The sequence below is a fragment of the Streptomyces sp. CA-251387 genome, assembly GCF_050936625.1.
Lineage (GTDB): Bacteria > Actinomycetota > Actinomycetes > Streptomycetales > Streptomycetaceae > Streptomyces.
Genome location: NZ_JBNJMJ010000001.1, coordinates 6,201,295 through 6,214,928, shown reverse-complemented (window position 1 = coordinate 6,214,928; position 13,634 = coordinate 6,201,295). Strand labels below are relative to the sequence as shown.

Genomic DNA, 13,634 nt, shown 5'->3' with positions numbered 1-13,634 from the left:
GGCCGGGCAGCCGCGGCCGATGGACCGTCGTGCGGCCGATCCACAGCCCGCGAAGAGGACCCGGTCTGCCGGATTCCCACCCCTGGTTCCTCGGCAGGCCGCCACCGGGAACGCCCCGGCGCCCGAACGCCTACTCAACTCTGCGCTGTCGCGCTCACGTTCCCTCAGGAAACCGGCGCCCTCGTGCTACCTCCCCCATCCGGCACGCGGCGTCAACGGCGGCCGCAGTTGATCGACTCCGCGCCCGGCTGTCGGCGGGGCGCGGCCCACCCCGGATTCAATCAGGTTCGTGGGCCGCTGCGCAGAGGTCGGGTCAGTGGCCGGTGGCGGGCGAGACGGAGGGAGATGACGTCGCGTCGGGGACGGGTGCGGCGAGCAGGTCGGGGGTCGCCGTGATCTCGGGGGCCGTGGACCACGAGGTGAGGGTGAGCGGCGGGGTCGCGCTGAGCGGGCGTATCAGCGGCGACATGGCGGCCGCGCCGGCCACCACGGGCGCCGTCAGGGTATGCATCTCCTGGTCGGCGGGCTGCGCAGGCATCCCGGGCAGGAGGGGGGCCGACACCTCGGTCGGCGCCGCCGGGGTGGCCGGCGTCCGCTGCCCCTGCCCCTGGGCGAGCAGCGGGCCGACCGCGCGGCGGCGCTGGTTCTCGGGTGCCGTCGCGGACCCGGTGCCCTGCGACCGCGCCGGTGTCACATTGCTGCCGCCCGAGCCGCCGCGCGCCTCGGCATCGGTCGGCGCACTAGCCGTGACGCCGCCCAGTGAGATGGCCGCGAGAGACACCGCCCCCGCCGCGACCAACGCGAACCGCATACGGGAGGACCCGGAGCGATCGGCGTCCTGACGGCCCACGGGATGGGTGCGGAAACCGCGGTCCGAGGTGGGGAGCGCGGGGGCATGCGAACGCGACGGGACGTATCCGAACTCGAAACGGTCGCCCCGCTTCACTCCGAACACCCCGGTGGCGCCCGGCCCCCCGGACAGTCCCCCGAATCCTCCCCCGCCCAGCGGCGAGCCGCCGCTGTCCAGGTCACCTCCCCCGGGGAGGCCCTGAAGGCGGGCCAGGAAACTCTCGGAGGGAGGCGGCGGGGCCGCCTCCGCGAAGACGTTCTTCAGTCGGCGCTGGGCGTCGGCCTCGGCCTTGCACTTGGCGCAGGTCGCCAGGTGGGCCAGGACACGCTCGCGCGTCTCATGACCGAGCTCTCCGTCGACAAGGGCGGAGAGTCGGTCTCCCAGATGCTGCTCTGCCAGGAGCCGTTCGGCGGGGTCGGGTCGGGAGCCACTCACGCGGTCGCGCCCCCTCCCCCCAGTGCGGGCACACGCGGCACGAAGGAGCGGCGCTCGGCGCGCGCCTCCGGCGAGCGGTGCGCGAGGGCCTTGCGCAACTGCGAGCGGCCTCGGTGGATACGGGAGCGGACCGTGCCGAGCTTGACGCCCAGGGTCGCGGCGATCTCCTCGTACGACAGTCCTTCGATGTCGCACAGGACGACCGCGGCGCGGAACTCGGGCGCGAGGGTGTCCAGGGCCTGCTGGACGTCCGCGTCGAAGTGCGCGTCGTTGAAGACCTGCTGGGGCGTGGGCTCCTTGCTGGGCAGCCGCTCGGCGGCGTCATCGCCCAGCGCGTCGAAGCGGATGCGCTGCTTGCGGCGGACCATGTCCAGGAAGAGGTTCGTGGTGATGCGGTGCAGCCAGCCCTCGAAGGTGCCCGGTGTGTACGTCGACAGGGAGCGGAAGACGCGGACGAAGACCTCTTGCGTCAGGTCCTCGGCATCGTGCTGGTTGCCGGTGAGGCGGTACGCCAGCCGGTAGACGCGGCCGCTGTGGGTGCTGACGATCTCCTCCCAGGTGGGCGGAGTCCACGCCTGCCCGTCCGCGTCGGTGGAGAAGGTCGCGGTCTGGGCGTAGTCGCCGGCGTGGCTGTGGTCAGCGGTGTCGTTCACGGATTTCGGCCTGCCCGCCGATCCGAGGAAGCGCCGCAGCACTCCTCCCCGATCCACAGGCGCAGCCGCACCTCCCCTGTCGGCTCTGGTGGTGTCCAGTGGAGCCCCTACCATAGCCACCTCGCCCGTTAGCTCCGGATAAGCGGTTTTACGAGAATTTGATCTGGGCTGATACGGCTGGTGGGCCTGCGTCAGCACTTGCTCGCGGTCCTGCTCGAGATCGTGATCCAACTGTGTCCCCCCGCTCGTCTTCCCACCCCTCTAAACGCGCGGTCCCATCTGCGGGTTCCCGGCCGCAACGGATACAGTCACGCCCAGGCAACCACGGGGCAAGGAGAGGGCCATTACCGGCAACCGGCAGACGAGCTGGGCGTTCGCCGACGCCTACGTCGCCGAGGACGACGTCCTGCGCTGGGCCCGCGACCGGGCCCGTGAGGCGGGGCTGCGCTCGGTGTCGCCCGGCACGGGCGCCGCGCTGCGGATGCTGGCCGCCTCGGTGGACGCGAAGGCGGTGGCGGAGATCGGTACCGGCACCGGCGTCTCCGGCATCCATCTACTGCACGGCATGCGCCCCGACGGCGTCCTGACGACCGTGGACCCCGAACCGGAGCACCAGCAGTTCGCCCGCCAGGCCTTCCGCGCCTCCGGCTTCGCCAGCAACCGCGCCCGCTTCATCCCGGGCCGTGCCCTGGACGTCCTGCCCCGCCTCGCGGACGCCGGCTACGACCTCGTCTTCTGTGACGGCGATCGGCTGGAGTTTCTCGACTATCTCGCTGAATCGTTGCGCCTGCTGCGTCCGGGTGGCCTCGTCGTCTTCGAGGGCGTCTTCGCCAACGGCCGGACGGTGGACTCGGGCCCGCAGCCCACGGAGGTCATACGCATCCGGGAGTTGCTGCGCGCGGTGCGCGAGAGCCAGGAGCTGGTGCCGTCGCTGCTGCCGGTGGGGGACGGGCTGCTGTGCGCGGTGAAGCGCTGAAGGCCTGACCGAGCGATGGCGGCCCGATCGAACGGTCACCGCCTGACCGGCCGTACGCCACGGACGTACGGCGAAGAGACCGCAGACGTACCGGGAAAACAGCGACCCCGGCACCGTGTGCGATGCCGGGGTTCGCCGAAAGGGTAAGGGTCGCTTCCGCGTCAGCCGACGACCTTCTTGAGGGCGTCGCCGAGTGCGTCGGCCTCGTCAGGGGTCAGCTCGACGACGAGCCGACCGCCGCCTTCGAGCGGAACGCGCATGACGATGCCCCGCCCCTCCTTGGTCACCTCGAGCGGGCCATCACCCGTTCGCGGCTTCATGGCCGCCATGCTCGTTCCCCTTCCTGAAACCAGCTCATAGTCAAAGCCGACGGCCCCATGGAGGGCACGCGTATCTGGCATGAGACACGCGACACCGGCATCGAACACATTGCTTCCAAGCCATTATCCCGCATCTCAGGACCCGATGACCAACATCAGTCGGCATCGCTTGGGCAACGCGCGCGAGCAAAACCACTCAATTCGGCGATGTGACTGCGATACTGCGCCACCGCACGCGATTCGGCCGAACGGAATCGGACACACATTCTTTGACGCAGGTCACATGACCGGTTGCCAGTGATCTCCGCCATGCTGTCCTTCAGACAGGTGCGTACCGACGAGTACGCCCGAGCCGCGACAACGGAGGGGATACGCCATGGCCGACACCGTGCTCTACGAGGTGAGCGACGGGCTCGCGACGATCACGCTGAACCGCCCCGAGGCGATGAATGCGCTGAACATCGAGGCCAAGGTCGCACTGCGGGAGGCGGTCCAGGCCGCGGCGGGCGACGACGCCGTACGGGCCGTGCTGCTGACCGCGGCCGGGGAGCGGGCGTTCTGTGTGGGGCAGGACCTGAAGGAGCACATCGGGCTGCTGGCCGCCGATCGGGAGAACGGGTCGGGGCAGACGATGAGCACGGTGCGGGAGCATTACAACCCGATCGTCCGGGCGCTGGCCGGGATGGCGAAGCCTGTGGTGGCCGGGGTGAACGGCGTCGCGGCGGGGGCGGGCTTCGGATTCGCGCTGGCCGCGGACTATCGCGTGGTGGCGGATACGGCCGCCTTCAACACGTCGTTCGCGGGCGTGGCTCTGACGGCCGACTCGGGGATCTCCTGGACCCTGCCGCGCGTCATCGGCGCCGGCCGCGCCGCCGACCTGCTGCTTTTCCCCAGGAACATCAAGGCGCAGGAGGCCTACGAGCTGGGGATCGCGAACCGGCTGGTGCCGGCGGATTCGCTGCGCGGCGAGGCCGAGAAGGTGGCTCGGGCGCTGGCCGAGGGACCGACGGTGGCATATGCGGCGATCAAGGAAGCGGTGGCGTTCGGGCTGTCGCACTCTCTTGAGGAGACCTTGGACAAGGAGGACGAGTTGCAGACGCGGGCGGGGTCGTCCGAGGACCATGCGATTGCGGTGCAGGCCTTCGTGAACAAGGAGAGGCCGAAGTATCTGGGCCGATGAGCTCGGGGCGGGAGCGCGGTCGGGGACTGCGGTTCATCGTGGTTGATCGCGCCCCGCGGCGGAGCCGCATATCGACACAGGCCCGCGCCCCTTACGGGGCGCTCCTCGCCACGCATGCTTCCAAGTGGTCGTCCACCAGGCCGCACGCCTGCATCAGGGCGTATGCCGTCGTCGGGCCTACGAAGCGCAGGCCCCGCTTCTTCAGTGCCTTCGACAGGGCCGTCGATTCTGGAGTGACTGCCGGTACGTCTGCCAGCGTCCTGGGGACCGGACGGGCAGCCGGGTCGGGGGCGTGGGACCAGATCAGTTCGTCCAGCTCACCCGGAGCCCAGTCGGCCAGTACGCGCGCGTTGGCCAGGGTCGCGTCGATCTTGGCTCTGTTGCGGATGATGCCGGGGTCGGCGAGGAGGCGGTCGCGGTCGGTGTCGGTGAAGGCGGCGACCTTGGCGATCTTGAAGTCGGCGAAGGCGGCGCGGAAGCCCGGGCGGCGGCGCAGGATCGTGATCCAGGACAGGCCCGACTGGAAGGCCTCCAGGCTGAGGCGTTCGTAGAGCTCGTCGTCGCCGTGGACCGGGCGGCCCCACTCCTCGTCGTGGTACGTCACATAGTCCGGGGTGGACAGGGCCCAGGGGCAGCGCAGGGCGCCGTCCGGGCCGGCGAGGGCCGTACCGTCACTCACTGCTGGTCCTCCTGGGCGGGCTTCTCCATCGACACATGGCCGCCGGCCGACGCCTGGGCCCCGGCCAGCGCGGACTCCAGGTCGGCGATACGGGCGTCGCGCTCGGCGAGCTCGGCGCCGAGGCGGCTGAGGGCGTCGTCGACGTCGGCCATGCGGTAGCCGCGGGCGGCGAGCGGGAAGCGGAGGCTGTCGATGTCGGCGCGGTCGACCGGGCGGTCCAGCGGCAGCAGGTCCTGCAGGCGCTCGGGGGCCGCCTCCGGCAGCGGGCCGTCGCCCTCGCCGCCGCCCACCACGGCGAGTGTCACCGCGGCGACCACGACGGCGAGCGCGACGACCAGGAACAAGAACATAACCATCGCTGTGGCCCCCACGGTCGGTGAATGCGAGCGGTCGAGTGTGTCAGTGTCCGATCGTGCCATGCGACTCTGACAGTTAGGGTCGCAGGCGGCCAGGCAGGCTCTAAGGCCCGCGAATTGCCAGGACGTACTAGGAGAGGTCACAGGGGATGCTCAGGCTGGGCAGGCGTGAGTTCGGCGCGCACGAGCCGGTGATCATGGCGATCGTGAACCGGACCCCGGACTCCTTTTACGACCAAGGGGCGACGTTCCGCGACGAGCCCGCCCTCGCGCGCGTGGAGCAGGCCGTGGCCGAGGGGGCGGCGATCATCGACATCGGTGGGGTCAAGGCCGGGCCGGGCGAAGAGGTGACCGCCGAGGAGGAGGCGCGGCGGACGGTCGGGTTCGTGGCCGAGGTGCGGCGGCGGTTTCCGGATGTCGTGATCAGCGTGGACACCTGGCGGGCCGAGGTCGGGGCGGCGGTGTGCGAGGCCGGGGCGGATCTGCTGAACGACGCGTGGGGTGGGGTGGATCCGGGGCTGGCGGAGGTCGCCGCGCGGTACGGGGTGGGGCTGGTGTGTACGCATGCGGGGGGTGCGGAGCCTCGGACTCGGCCGCACCGTGTGACGTACGACGACGTCATGGCCGAGATTCTGCGGGTGACGGTGGGGTTGGCCGAGCGGGCGTTGGCGCTGGGGGTGCCGCGGGAGTCGATCCTGATCGATCCCGGGCACGACTTCGGGAAGAACACGCGGCACAGTCTCGAGGCGACTCGGCGGTTGGGGGAGATGGTGGAGACGGGGTGGCCGGTGCTGGTGTCGCTGTCGAACAAGGACTTCGTCGGGGAGACGTTGGACAAGCCGGTGAAGGAGCGGGTGGTGGGGACCTTGGCGACGACTGCGGTGTCGGCGTGGTTGGGGGCGCAGGTGTACCGGGTTCATGAGGTGGCGGAGACTCGGCAGGTCCTGGACATGGTGGCGTCGATCGCGGGGCATCGGGCTCCGGCGGTGGCGCGTCGGGGGCTGGCCTAGCCCGTCGGGGACACCGGGCGGGTGGGCGACTTTCCTCGCCCCCGCCGCCCCTACCCGTCCCATCCTTGAAGGGGCTCCGCCCCTTCCACCCCGCCAGGGGGCTGCCGCCCCCTGGCCCCCCGCTTCGGCCCTGAAGGGGCCTCGTCCTCAAACGCCGGACGGGCTGAAGGATGCCGGCTGGCGCCGAGAAGTAACCGCCGACACTGCGAGGCGAAGCCCCTGCGGGTGGGTGGGGGCTAGGGATGGCTGTACTCGTCCTCAAACGCCGGACGGGCTGACAGACGCGGTCCGGCATCGCCCCAAAGGGGCGCGGGGAACTGCGCGACCAGCCCCCGCGGGCCCTTGGTCGCGCAGCCGGAGCCAAGCCACCGCGGCGCGTGCGAAGCATCCGCGGGGTCCACGGGGCGGAGCCCCAGGTGCTGCAGCCCGACACACGCCGTCGCCTCGGCGTGGGCCCCGCGCTAGCGGCCCGCCTCCTTGGACACCAAGGCCACCGCCTCGTCCACGTCGTCCGTGACGTGGAACAGCAGCAGGTCCTTCTCGGATGCCTTGCCCTGGGCCACCAGCGTGTTCTTCAGCCAGTCGACCAGGCCGCCCCAGTACTCGCTGCCGAACAGGACGATCGGGAAGCGGGTGACCTTCTGGGTCTGGACGAGGGTGAGGGCCTCGAAGAGTTCGTCGAGGGTGCCGAGGCCGCCGGGGAGGACCACGAAACCCTGGGCGTACTTGACGAACATCATCTTGCGGACGAAGAAGTACCGGAAGTTGAGGCCGATGTCGACGTACGGGTTGAGCCCCTGCTCGAAGGGCAGCTCGATGCCCAGGCCGACCGAGATGCCGCCCGCCTCGCAGGCGCCCTTGTTCGCCGCCTCCATCGCACCGGGGCCACCGCCCGTGATCACCGCGAAGCCCGCCTCGACCAGGCCTCGGCCGAGGCGGACCCCCGCGTCGTACTCCACGGACTCGACCGGTGTGCGCGCCGAGCCGAACACGCTGATCGCGGAGGGGAGTTCGGCGAGGGTCCCGAAGCCCTCGATGAACTCCGACTGGATGCGCAGGACGCGCCACGGGTCCGTGTGGACCCAGTCGGACGGGCCGCCCACGTCCAGCAGCCGTTGGTCGGTCGTACTCGCCGTCACCTGGCTCCGCCTCCGGATGACCGGTCCCAGGCGCTGCTCCGACGGTGGCTGCTTCTTCCCCTCGGGGTTGCCGGTAGCCATGTACGCTCCCTCCGCTGCGGGGCCTGCGCGACTTGCAGGTCGTTCCACCTCAGCGTAGATCCATGCGGGTTACGTACGGGGGACGTGAGCATGACCGCCATGAACCGCCATCGCCGCAGTCCGGTTCCGGCGCCCGTCCCCCGGCACTACGCCGTGAGCCAGGCCCTCAGCCGCTCCTCCCCCGCCAGGATCTTCGCGGTTTCCACCCGTTCGTCCCGCTTGTGCGCCAAGTGCGGGTTGCCGGGGCCGTAGTTGACCGCCGGGATGCCCAGGGACGAGAAGCGGGAGACGTCCGTCCAGCCGTACTTGGGGCGCGCGGTGCCGCCTACCGCCGTCATGAACGCCGCGGCCGCCGGGTGGGACAGGCCCGGCAGCGCGCCGCCGCTGTGGTCGTCCACCACGAACTCCTCGACACCACAGTCGGCGAAGACCTCGCGGACGTGCGCGACGGCCTCCTCCTCGGTACGGTCCGGCGCGTAGCGGAAGTTGACGGTCACGACGCATTCGTCGGGGATGACGTTGCCCGCCACGCCGCCGGAGATACCGACCGCGTTGAGGCCCTCGCGGTACTCCAGGCCGTCGATCACCGGGTAGCGCGGTTCGTACGAGGCCAGCTTCGCCAGGATCGGGGCCGCCGCATGGATCGCGTTCGAGCCCATCCAGCTGCGCGCGGAGTGAGCGCGCTCGCCCTTCGTCTTGAGGAGCACCCTCAGCGTGCCCTGGCAGCCGCCCTCCACCTCGCCGTCGGACGGCTCCAGCAGCACCGCGAAGTCGCCCTCCAGCCACTCCGGACGGTGCTCGGCGACGTGCTTGAGGCCGTTGAGGTCCGCGGTCACCTCTTCGTTGTCGTAGAAGACGAAGGTCAGGTCGCGGTTCGGGGCCGGGACCGTCGCCGCGATGCGCAGCTGGACCGCGACGCCCGACTTCATGTCGCAGGTGCCGCAGCCCCACAGGACGCCGTCCTCGTCCAGCCTCGACGGGACGTTGTCCGCGATCGGCACCGTGTCGATGTGGCCGGCCAGGATCACGCGCTCCGGCCGCCCCAGGTTCGTACGCGCCACGACGTTGTTGCCGTACCGCTCGACCGTGAGGTGCGGAAGGGCGCGCAGCGCGGTCTCGATGGCGTCCGCGAGGGGCTGTTCCGTACCGCTGACGGAGGGGAAGTCGACGAGCTGCGCGGTGAGCTTCGCGGCGTCCAGCGTGAGGTCAAGAGAGGTGTCGGCCATGGTGCCGACCCTAACGCGCCGGGCCGTCGGCCCACTTTCCCCACGGGCCCCATACCACTCGGTAACCTCGGCTACCTTGTAGGACGTGCCAGAGCCGTCTCCCTCCTTCGAACGTCGTGGCCGCCTCCTGCGTCGCGGGGCGGCCTTCCTGGTCCTGCTCGCCGTCGCGGGGTACCTCGCGGTGCAGTACGTCACCGGAGGCACCGGGGCGCCGGGCTGCGCGGTCGTCTCGGGCAGAGGCGACGGCGCGCGGTACGAGTTCACGCCGGAGCAGGCGGTGAACGCCGCGACGATCGCCGCCGTCGGCACCGGTCGCGGGCTGCCCGAGCGGGCCGTGACGATCGCGCTCGCCACCGCGCTGCAGGAGTCGGGGCTGCGCAACATCAGGCACGGTGACCGTGACTCGCTGGGCCTGTTCCAGCAGCGGCCCTCGCAGGGCTGGGGCACGGAGAAGGAGATCCTGGACCCGATCTACTCGTCCGGCATCTTCTACGAGCACCTGGTCAAGGTCCGCGGCTATACGGAGCTGCCGCTCACCGTCGCCGCGCAGCGCGTCCAGCGCAGCGGCTTTCCCGAGGCGTACGCCAAGCACGAACCGGACGCGACGCTGCTCGCCGCCGCCCTCACCGGGCGTTCGGCCGCGACGCTGACCTGCGAGGGGCGTCCCGGGGGCACGCGGGTCGCGGGTCCGGACGCCGTACGGGCCGCGCTCGCCAGGGACTTCGGGCGGCTGGAGTCGACCGCCGCCGAGCTGGGCGCCGCGCGGGCCACGCCCACCCCCTCGGTGATCGAGAGCGGCGGGAACACCGTCCTGCTGCCCGTGACCGCCGACAAGGGTTCCGACGGCGGGCGCGGTGTCCGCGAGCGTGGGTGGCAGCTGGCTCACTGGGCCGTGGCCAACGCTTCCGACCTGCACATCCAGCGGGTGTCGTACGCCGGGCGGGAGTGGACCGCCGGGAACACCGACAGCCAGTGGCGGGCGAGCGCGGCGCCGGGTGGCTCGGGGGCCGGGAGCGGGCTGGACTCGGTCCGGATCGTCACGACTCACTAGTGCGGGAAGCGGTGCGCGCAGCCGTTCGGCGACTCACTCCCGCGGGTTACCCGGGGCGCCGGTCGGCGACGGTGTGCGCAGGTTTTCGCGCGGTCACCCCCGTATCCGTCAAAGACCTTGGGAACAAAGGGCTGTAAGGATTCGGCAGGCTTTCCGGCGGGGCGCGTTTTGACCGTTTTTATCCGCAGGCGATAATGCGACGCATTGCCAACTCTTTACGTTGCGGCGCCGCAACCTTCGCGGGCTTCGAGCGGTAGTCACTGCGTCCGAGCCCGGAGATCAACAGCCAGTCGGTCAACTGCCGGGCATGGTCGGACACTTCATCGTTCTCATCCGACATATCCGTCGAAGGAGCATCATGTCCCTCCCCCTGACCCGCCGGATCGCCCGTGCCGCGCTGCTCGTCGCTGCGGGAGCGGCTGCCGGGGTCGGTGCGGCCGGCTCCGCCAGCGCGGCCCCCGAACTGCCCGACGCCTCGAAGGTCGGCGGGCTGACCGCCCTGGACGGCGCGAACGTCGTCGACGGCGCGGCTCAGAACGCCACCGGGATCGCGGGTGGCGCCGTCGACACGGCGGTCGACAAGGCGCTGCCGACCGCGACGAAGGCCGGCGACAAGGTGACCAAGACCGGCGGCAAGACCGCGAAGAAGGCGGTGCCGACCGCAGCCAAGGCCGGCAGCAAGGTTGCCAAGAAGGCGACGCCCGCGGCGCAGGAGACCGCGGGTGGCGTTGCCGGGTCGGTCGGGACCGTCCTCGGTGACGCGGCCGGTGCGGCCACGCAGACGACGCCGAAGACGGGGTCGCTGCCGGTGCAGGCGCTTCCGATCGGCTGACGGCCGCTGCCGATCGGCTGCGCCTGGCTTGAGCCGCCGACGGGGTTCAGGGAGTTCCCTGGGCCCCGTCGGCTTTTGCGTGCCTACGTCGGCAGGGGCCGGGGCGTGTTCGGGCCGCGCCCGGCGCTGCAGGCTGTGCCCACCCGTTACGCCAGGCGCTGGACCGCCGCCCTCACCCGCTCGTCCGTTGCCGTGAAGGCCACCCGTACGTGCTGGGCGCCCGCCTCGCCGTAGAAGTCGCCCGGGGCTACCAGGATGCCGAGGTCGGCGAGGTGGGCGACCGTGGTCCAGCAGGACTCGTTCTTCGTGGCCCAGAGGTAGAGGCTGGCCTCGCTGTGTTCGATGCGGAAGCCGTGGCGCTCCAGGGCGTCGCGGAGGGCGGTGCGGCGGGCCGCGTAGCGGTCGCGTTGGATGCGGACGTGTTCGTCGTCGCCCAGGGCCGCGACGACCGCCGCCTGGGTGGGCGCCGGCGTCATCATGCCGCCGTGCTTGCGGATCTCCAGCAGGGGTGACAGGACCGCCGGGTCGCCGGCCAGGAAGGCGGCGCGGTAGCCCGCCAGGTTCGAGCGCTTGGACAGCGAGTGGACCGCGACGATGCCCTCGTACGAGCCGCCGTTCACATCCGGGTGCAGGACCGAGACCGGGTCGGCCTCCCAGCCCAGCTCCAGGTAGCACTCGTCGGAGAAGATCAGGATGCCGTGCGAGCGGGCCCAGGCCACGATCCGGGTGAGCTCCGGCTTGGAGAGGACCTCGCCCGTGGGGTTCGACGGCGAGTTCAGCCAGAGCAGCTTCAGGCCCTCGGGGTCCAGCTCCGTCGGGTCGTCGTACACCTCGTACTCCGCGCGGGCCAGGCGGGCGCCCACCTCGTACGTCGGGTAGGCCAGCCGGGGGTAGGCCACCTTGTCGCCGGGGCCGAGGCCCAGCTGGGTGGGGAGCCAGGCGACCAGTTCCTTGGAGCCGACGACGGGGAGCACGTGCCGGTGGGTGACCTCGCGGGCGCCCAGGCGGCGCTCCACCCAGCTCGTGAGCGCGTCACGCAGCGCCGGGGTGCCCCAGACCGTGGGGTAGCCCGGGGAGTCCGCCGCGTCGATCAGGGCCTTCTGGATCAGCTCGGGGACGGGGTCGACGGGCGTGCCGACGGAGAGGTCGACGATGCCGTCCGGGTGCGCGGCGGCCGTCTTCTTGTACGGCTCCAGCTTGTCCCAGGGGAAGGTCGGAAGGCGGTCGGAGACTGCGGACACTGGATCTCGCTCACTTTCTGGTACAGCCGCTGGTACTGCCACTGCTCGTGCCGGATACGGCAACGCCTCGGTCCCGTACGGCGATCAAGGTGATCAGGCCGTACGGGACCGAGGCGGCACGCTGTGCGGGTCGCCGGTGTGGGTTACTCGGCCTGCGGCGGCAGCGCGGCGACGAACGGGTGGTCGCGCTCGATCAGACCCAGTTTGCTGGCGCCGCCGGGCGAGCCGAGCTCGTCGAAGAACTCGACGTTCGCCTTGTAGTAGTCCTTCCACTCCTCCGGCACGTCGTCCTCGTAGAAGATCGCCTCGACCGGGCAGACCGGCTCACAGGCTCCGCAGTCGACGCATTCGTCCGGGTGGATGTACAAGGACCTGGAGCCCTCGTAGATGCAGTCGACCGGGCACTCCTCGATGCACGCCTTGTCCTTGACGTCGACACAAGGCTGCGCGATGACGTAGGTCACGCTGTCGTTCCTCCTCGATAGGGCGCTGGCGGGCCTCCTCAGGCTCCGCCGCCTGGCGCGCGGGAGCGCGGCGTCGTCGATGCCCGCCCCTAGTATCTCCGTTCTTGGGCATGATCCGAACAGGAGGGGTGAACTGACCTGTGGAAATCTCTGCGACAGGGCGCCTTGAGGTCCGTATCACCGCTGCTGACGTGGGCAAACGGGTCTCTGTACGCCGCCTGAACGATCCTGCCGCTCCGGGTGAGAAGTTCACCGACACGGTGGGTGTTCTCGCATCCTGGGACGAGGGTGTGCTGCTGATCACACGGAAGAGTGGTGAAACCGTCCGCATCGCGGAATCCTCGCTGGTCGCGGGGAAGGTCGTGCCGAGCGCCCCGGCCCGTCGCCGGGGGCCCTCCGCCTCGTACGAGGAACTCGCGCACGTCGCCACGCGCGCGTGGCGGCCGGTGGAGAGCGAACGGCTCGGCGAGTGGGAGCTGCGGGCCGCGTCCGGGTTCACCCGCCGGGCCAACTCGGCGCTGCCGATCGGCGACCCCGGCATGCCCCTGGAGGCCGCGCTCGACGTCGTACGGCGCTGGTACGCCGACCGGGGGCTCCCGGCGTATGTCCAGACCGCGACCGGGGCCGAGGGTACGCAGGAGGTGCTGTGCGCGGAGCTGGAGCGGCTGGGGTGGGTGCGTGAGGTGTCCGCCGAGATGTGGATCGGGGCGCTGGCACCGGTCGCCGACCGGGATGAGGGCGCCGGAGTGGTGCTGTCCCGGGAGGCGGACGAGGCTTGGCTTGCGCGGTATCAGCGCAAGGGGGTGAGCGAGGTGGCCCTGAAGGTGCTCGGGAGCGGGCCGTCGGTGTGGTTCGCGACGGTTCCCGGTGCGGCGGGTGGTGCGCCTGCCGCGATCGGGCGGTGTGTGGTGGACGGGCGGTGGGCCGGGTTCGCCGCCGTGGAGGTGGATCCGGCGCTACGGCGGCAGGGGCTGGCGACCCGGGTGATGGCCGCGCTGGCCCGGCGGGCGCTCGACGAGGGGGCGTCGGCGGCATGGCTGCAGGTCGAGACGGAGAACGTGGGAGGGCGGGAGCTGTACGCCGGGATGGGGTTCGCCGCGCATCATGCGTACCACCACTATCGATCACTGTGAGCAGCGGT

The 13,634-nt window shown here is 71.1% G+C and carries 15 protein-coding genes; 6 read left to right on the top strand and 9 right to left on the bottom strand.

Features of this window, described 5'->3' with window-relative positions:
* Positions 1–313 precede the first annotated feature (313 nt).
* Positions 314–1,285 carry a zf-HC2 domain-containing protein gene (locus ACQEV2_RS27965; RefSeq protein ID WP_433047139.1) on the bottom strand — a complete coding sequence of 324 codons (972 nt, stop codon included), beginning with the start codon at positions 1,283–1,285 and terminating at the stop codon, positions 314–316.
* Positions 1,282–1,980 (bottom strand): RNA polymerase sigma factor SigE, encoded by a 699-nt coding sequence (sigE, locus tag ACQEV2_RS27960; RefSeq protein ID WP_433054832.1) that lies wholly within the window; start codon positions 1,978–1,980, stop codon positions 1,282–1,284. The genes ACQEV2_RS27965 and sigE overlap by 4 nt, the downstream gene beginning before the upstream one ends.
* 301 nt (positions 1,981–2,281) lie before the next feature.
* Between sigE and ACQEV2_RS27955 the strand changes: the two genes are divergently transcribed.
* The gene (locus ACQEV2_RS27955) at positions 2,282–2,914 is read left to right on the top strand and encodes an O-methyltransferase (protein WP_433054829.1); all 633 of its coding nucleotides are present in this window, start codon (positions 2,282–2,284) and stop codon (positions 2,912–2,914) included.
* Positions 2,915–3,075: 161 nt separating this feature from the next.
* Here the strand turns inward: ACQEV2_RS27955 and ACQEV2_RS27950 are convergent, their stop codons facing one another.
* Positions 3,076–3,243: a DUF3117 domain-containing protein gene (locus tag ACQEV2_RS27950; RefSeq protein WP_003966491.1), complete on the bottom strand. Its 168-nt coding sequence runs from the start codon at positions 3,241–3,243 to the stop codon at positions 3,076–3,078.
* A 367-nt stretch (positions 3,244–3,610) separates the two neighbouring features.
* Between ACQEV2_RS27950 and ACQEV2_RS27945 the strand changes: the two genes are divergently transcribed.
* Positions 3,611–4,414 (top strand): enoyl-CoA hydratase/isomerase family protein, encoded by an 804-nt coding sequence (locus ACQEV2_RS27945; RefSeq protein ID WP_433047136.1) that lies wholly within the window; start codon positions 3,611–3,613, stop codon positions 4,412–4,414.
* 91 nt (positions 4,415–4,505) lie between these two features.
* Here ACQEV2_RS27945 and ACQEV2_RS27940 read toward each other — a convergent pair whose 3' ends face one another.
* Together ACQEV2_RS27940 and ACQEV2_RS27935 are read right to left on the bottom strand one after the other, a co-directional pair.
* Positions 4,506–5,093, bottom strand: a complete 588-nt coding sequence (locus tag ACQEV2_RS27940; protein WP_433047133.1) for a DNA-3-methyladenine glycosylase I — start codon at positions 5,091–5,093, stop codon at positions 4,506–4,508.
* A complete protein-coding gene (locus tag ACQEV2_RS27935) occupies positions 5,090–5,443 on the bottom strand; it encodes a DivIVA domain-containing protein (protein ID WP_433054826.1) in 354 nt (117 codons plus the stop codon). The genes ACQEV2_RS27940 and ACQEV2_RS27935 overlap by 4 nt, the downstream gene beginning before the upstream one ends.
* Positions 5,444–5,598: 155 nt before the next feature.
* Here ACQEV2_RS27935 and folP point away from each other — a divergent pair, with 155 nt between their 5' ends.
* Positions 5,599–6,459: a dihydropteroate synthase gene (gene folP / locus ACQEV2_RS27930; protein ID WP_433047130.1), complete on the top strand. Its 861-nt coding sequence runs from the start codon at positions 5,599–5,601 to the stop codon at positions 6,457–6,459.
* A gap of 461 nt (positions 6,460–6,920) precedes the next feature.
* Here folP and ACQEV2_RS27925 read toward each other — a convergent pair whose 3' ends face one another.
* Together ACQEV2_RS27925 and dapE are read right to left on the bottom strand one after the other, a co-directional pair.
* Positions 6,921–7,679 (bottom strand): TIGR00730 family Rossman fold protein, encoded by a 759-nt coding sequence (locus tag ACQEV2_RS27925; RefSeq protein ID WP_433047127.1) that lies wholly within the window; start codon positions 7,677–7,679, stop codon positions 6,921–6,923.
* Between the two features lie 146 nt (positions 7,680–7,825).
* On the bottom strand, positions 7,826–8,905 hold the full coding sequence (gene dapE, locus ACQEV2_RS27920; protein ID WP_433047124.1) for a succinyl-diaminopimelate desuccinylase: 1,080 nt from the start codon (positions 8,903–8,905) through the stop codon (positions 7,826–7,828).
* Between the two features lie 85 nt (positions 8,906–8,990).
* Here dapE and ACQEV2_RS27915 point away from each other — a divergent pair, with 85 nt between their 5' ends.
* Positions 8,991–9,956 carry a heavy metal transporter gene (locus tag ACQEV2_RS27915; RefSeq protein WP_433047121.1) on the top strand — a complete coding sequence of 322 codons (966 nt, stop codon included), beginning with the start codon at positions 8,991–8,993 and terminating at the stop codon, positions 9,954–9,956.
* Between the two features lie 358 nt (positions 9,957–10,314).
* On the top strand, positions 10,315–10,788 hold the full coding sequence (locus ACQEV2_RS27910; RefSeq protein ID WP_433047118.1) for an ATP-binding protein: 474 nt from the start codon (positions 10,315–10,317) through the stop codon (positions 10,786–10,788).
* A gap of 146 nt (positions 10,789–10,934) precedes the next feature.
* Here the strand turns inward: ACQEV2_RS27910 and ACQEV2_RS27905 are convergent, their stop codons facing one another.
* Together ACQEV2_RS27905 and fdxA are read right to left on the bottom strand one after the other, a co-directional pair.
* Complete coding sequence (locus ACQEV2_RS27905; RefSeq protein ID WP_433047115.1) at positions 10,935–12,029, bottom strand: bifunctional succinyldiaminopimelate transaminase/glutamate-prephenate aminotransferase; 1,095 nt, start codon at positions 12,027–12,029, stop codon at positions 10,935–10,937.
* 143 nt (positions 12,030–12,172) lie between these two features.
* Positions 12,173–12,493 (bottom strand): ferredoxin, encoded by a 321-nt coding sequence (fdxA, locus tag ACQEV2_RS27900; RefSeq protein ID WP_003998156.1) that lies wholly within the window; start codon positions 12,491–12,493, stop codon positions 12,173–12,175.
* A gap of 140 nt (positions 12,494–12,633) precedes the next feature.
* Between fdxA and ACQEV2_RS27895 the strand changes: the two genes are divergently transcribed.
* Positions 12,634–13,626 (top strand): GNAT family N-acetyltransferase, encoded by a 993-nt coding sequence (locus ACQEV2_RS27895; protein ID WP_433047111.1) that lies wholly within the window; start codon positions 12,634–12,636, stop codon positions 13,624–13,626.
* Positions 13,627–13,634 lie beyond the last annotated feature (8 nt).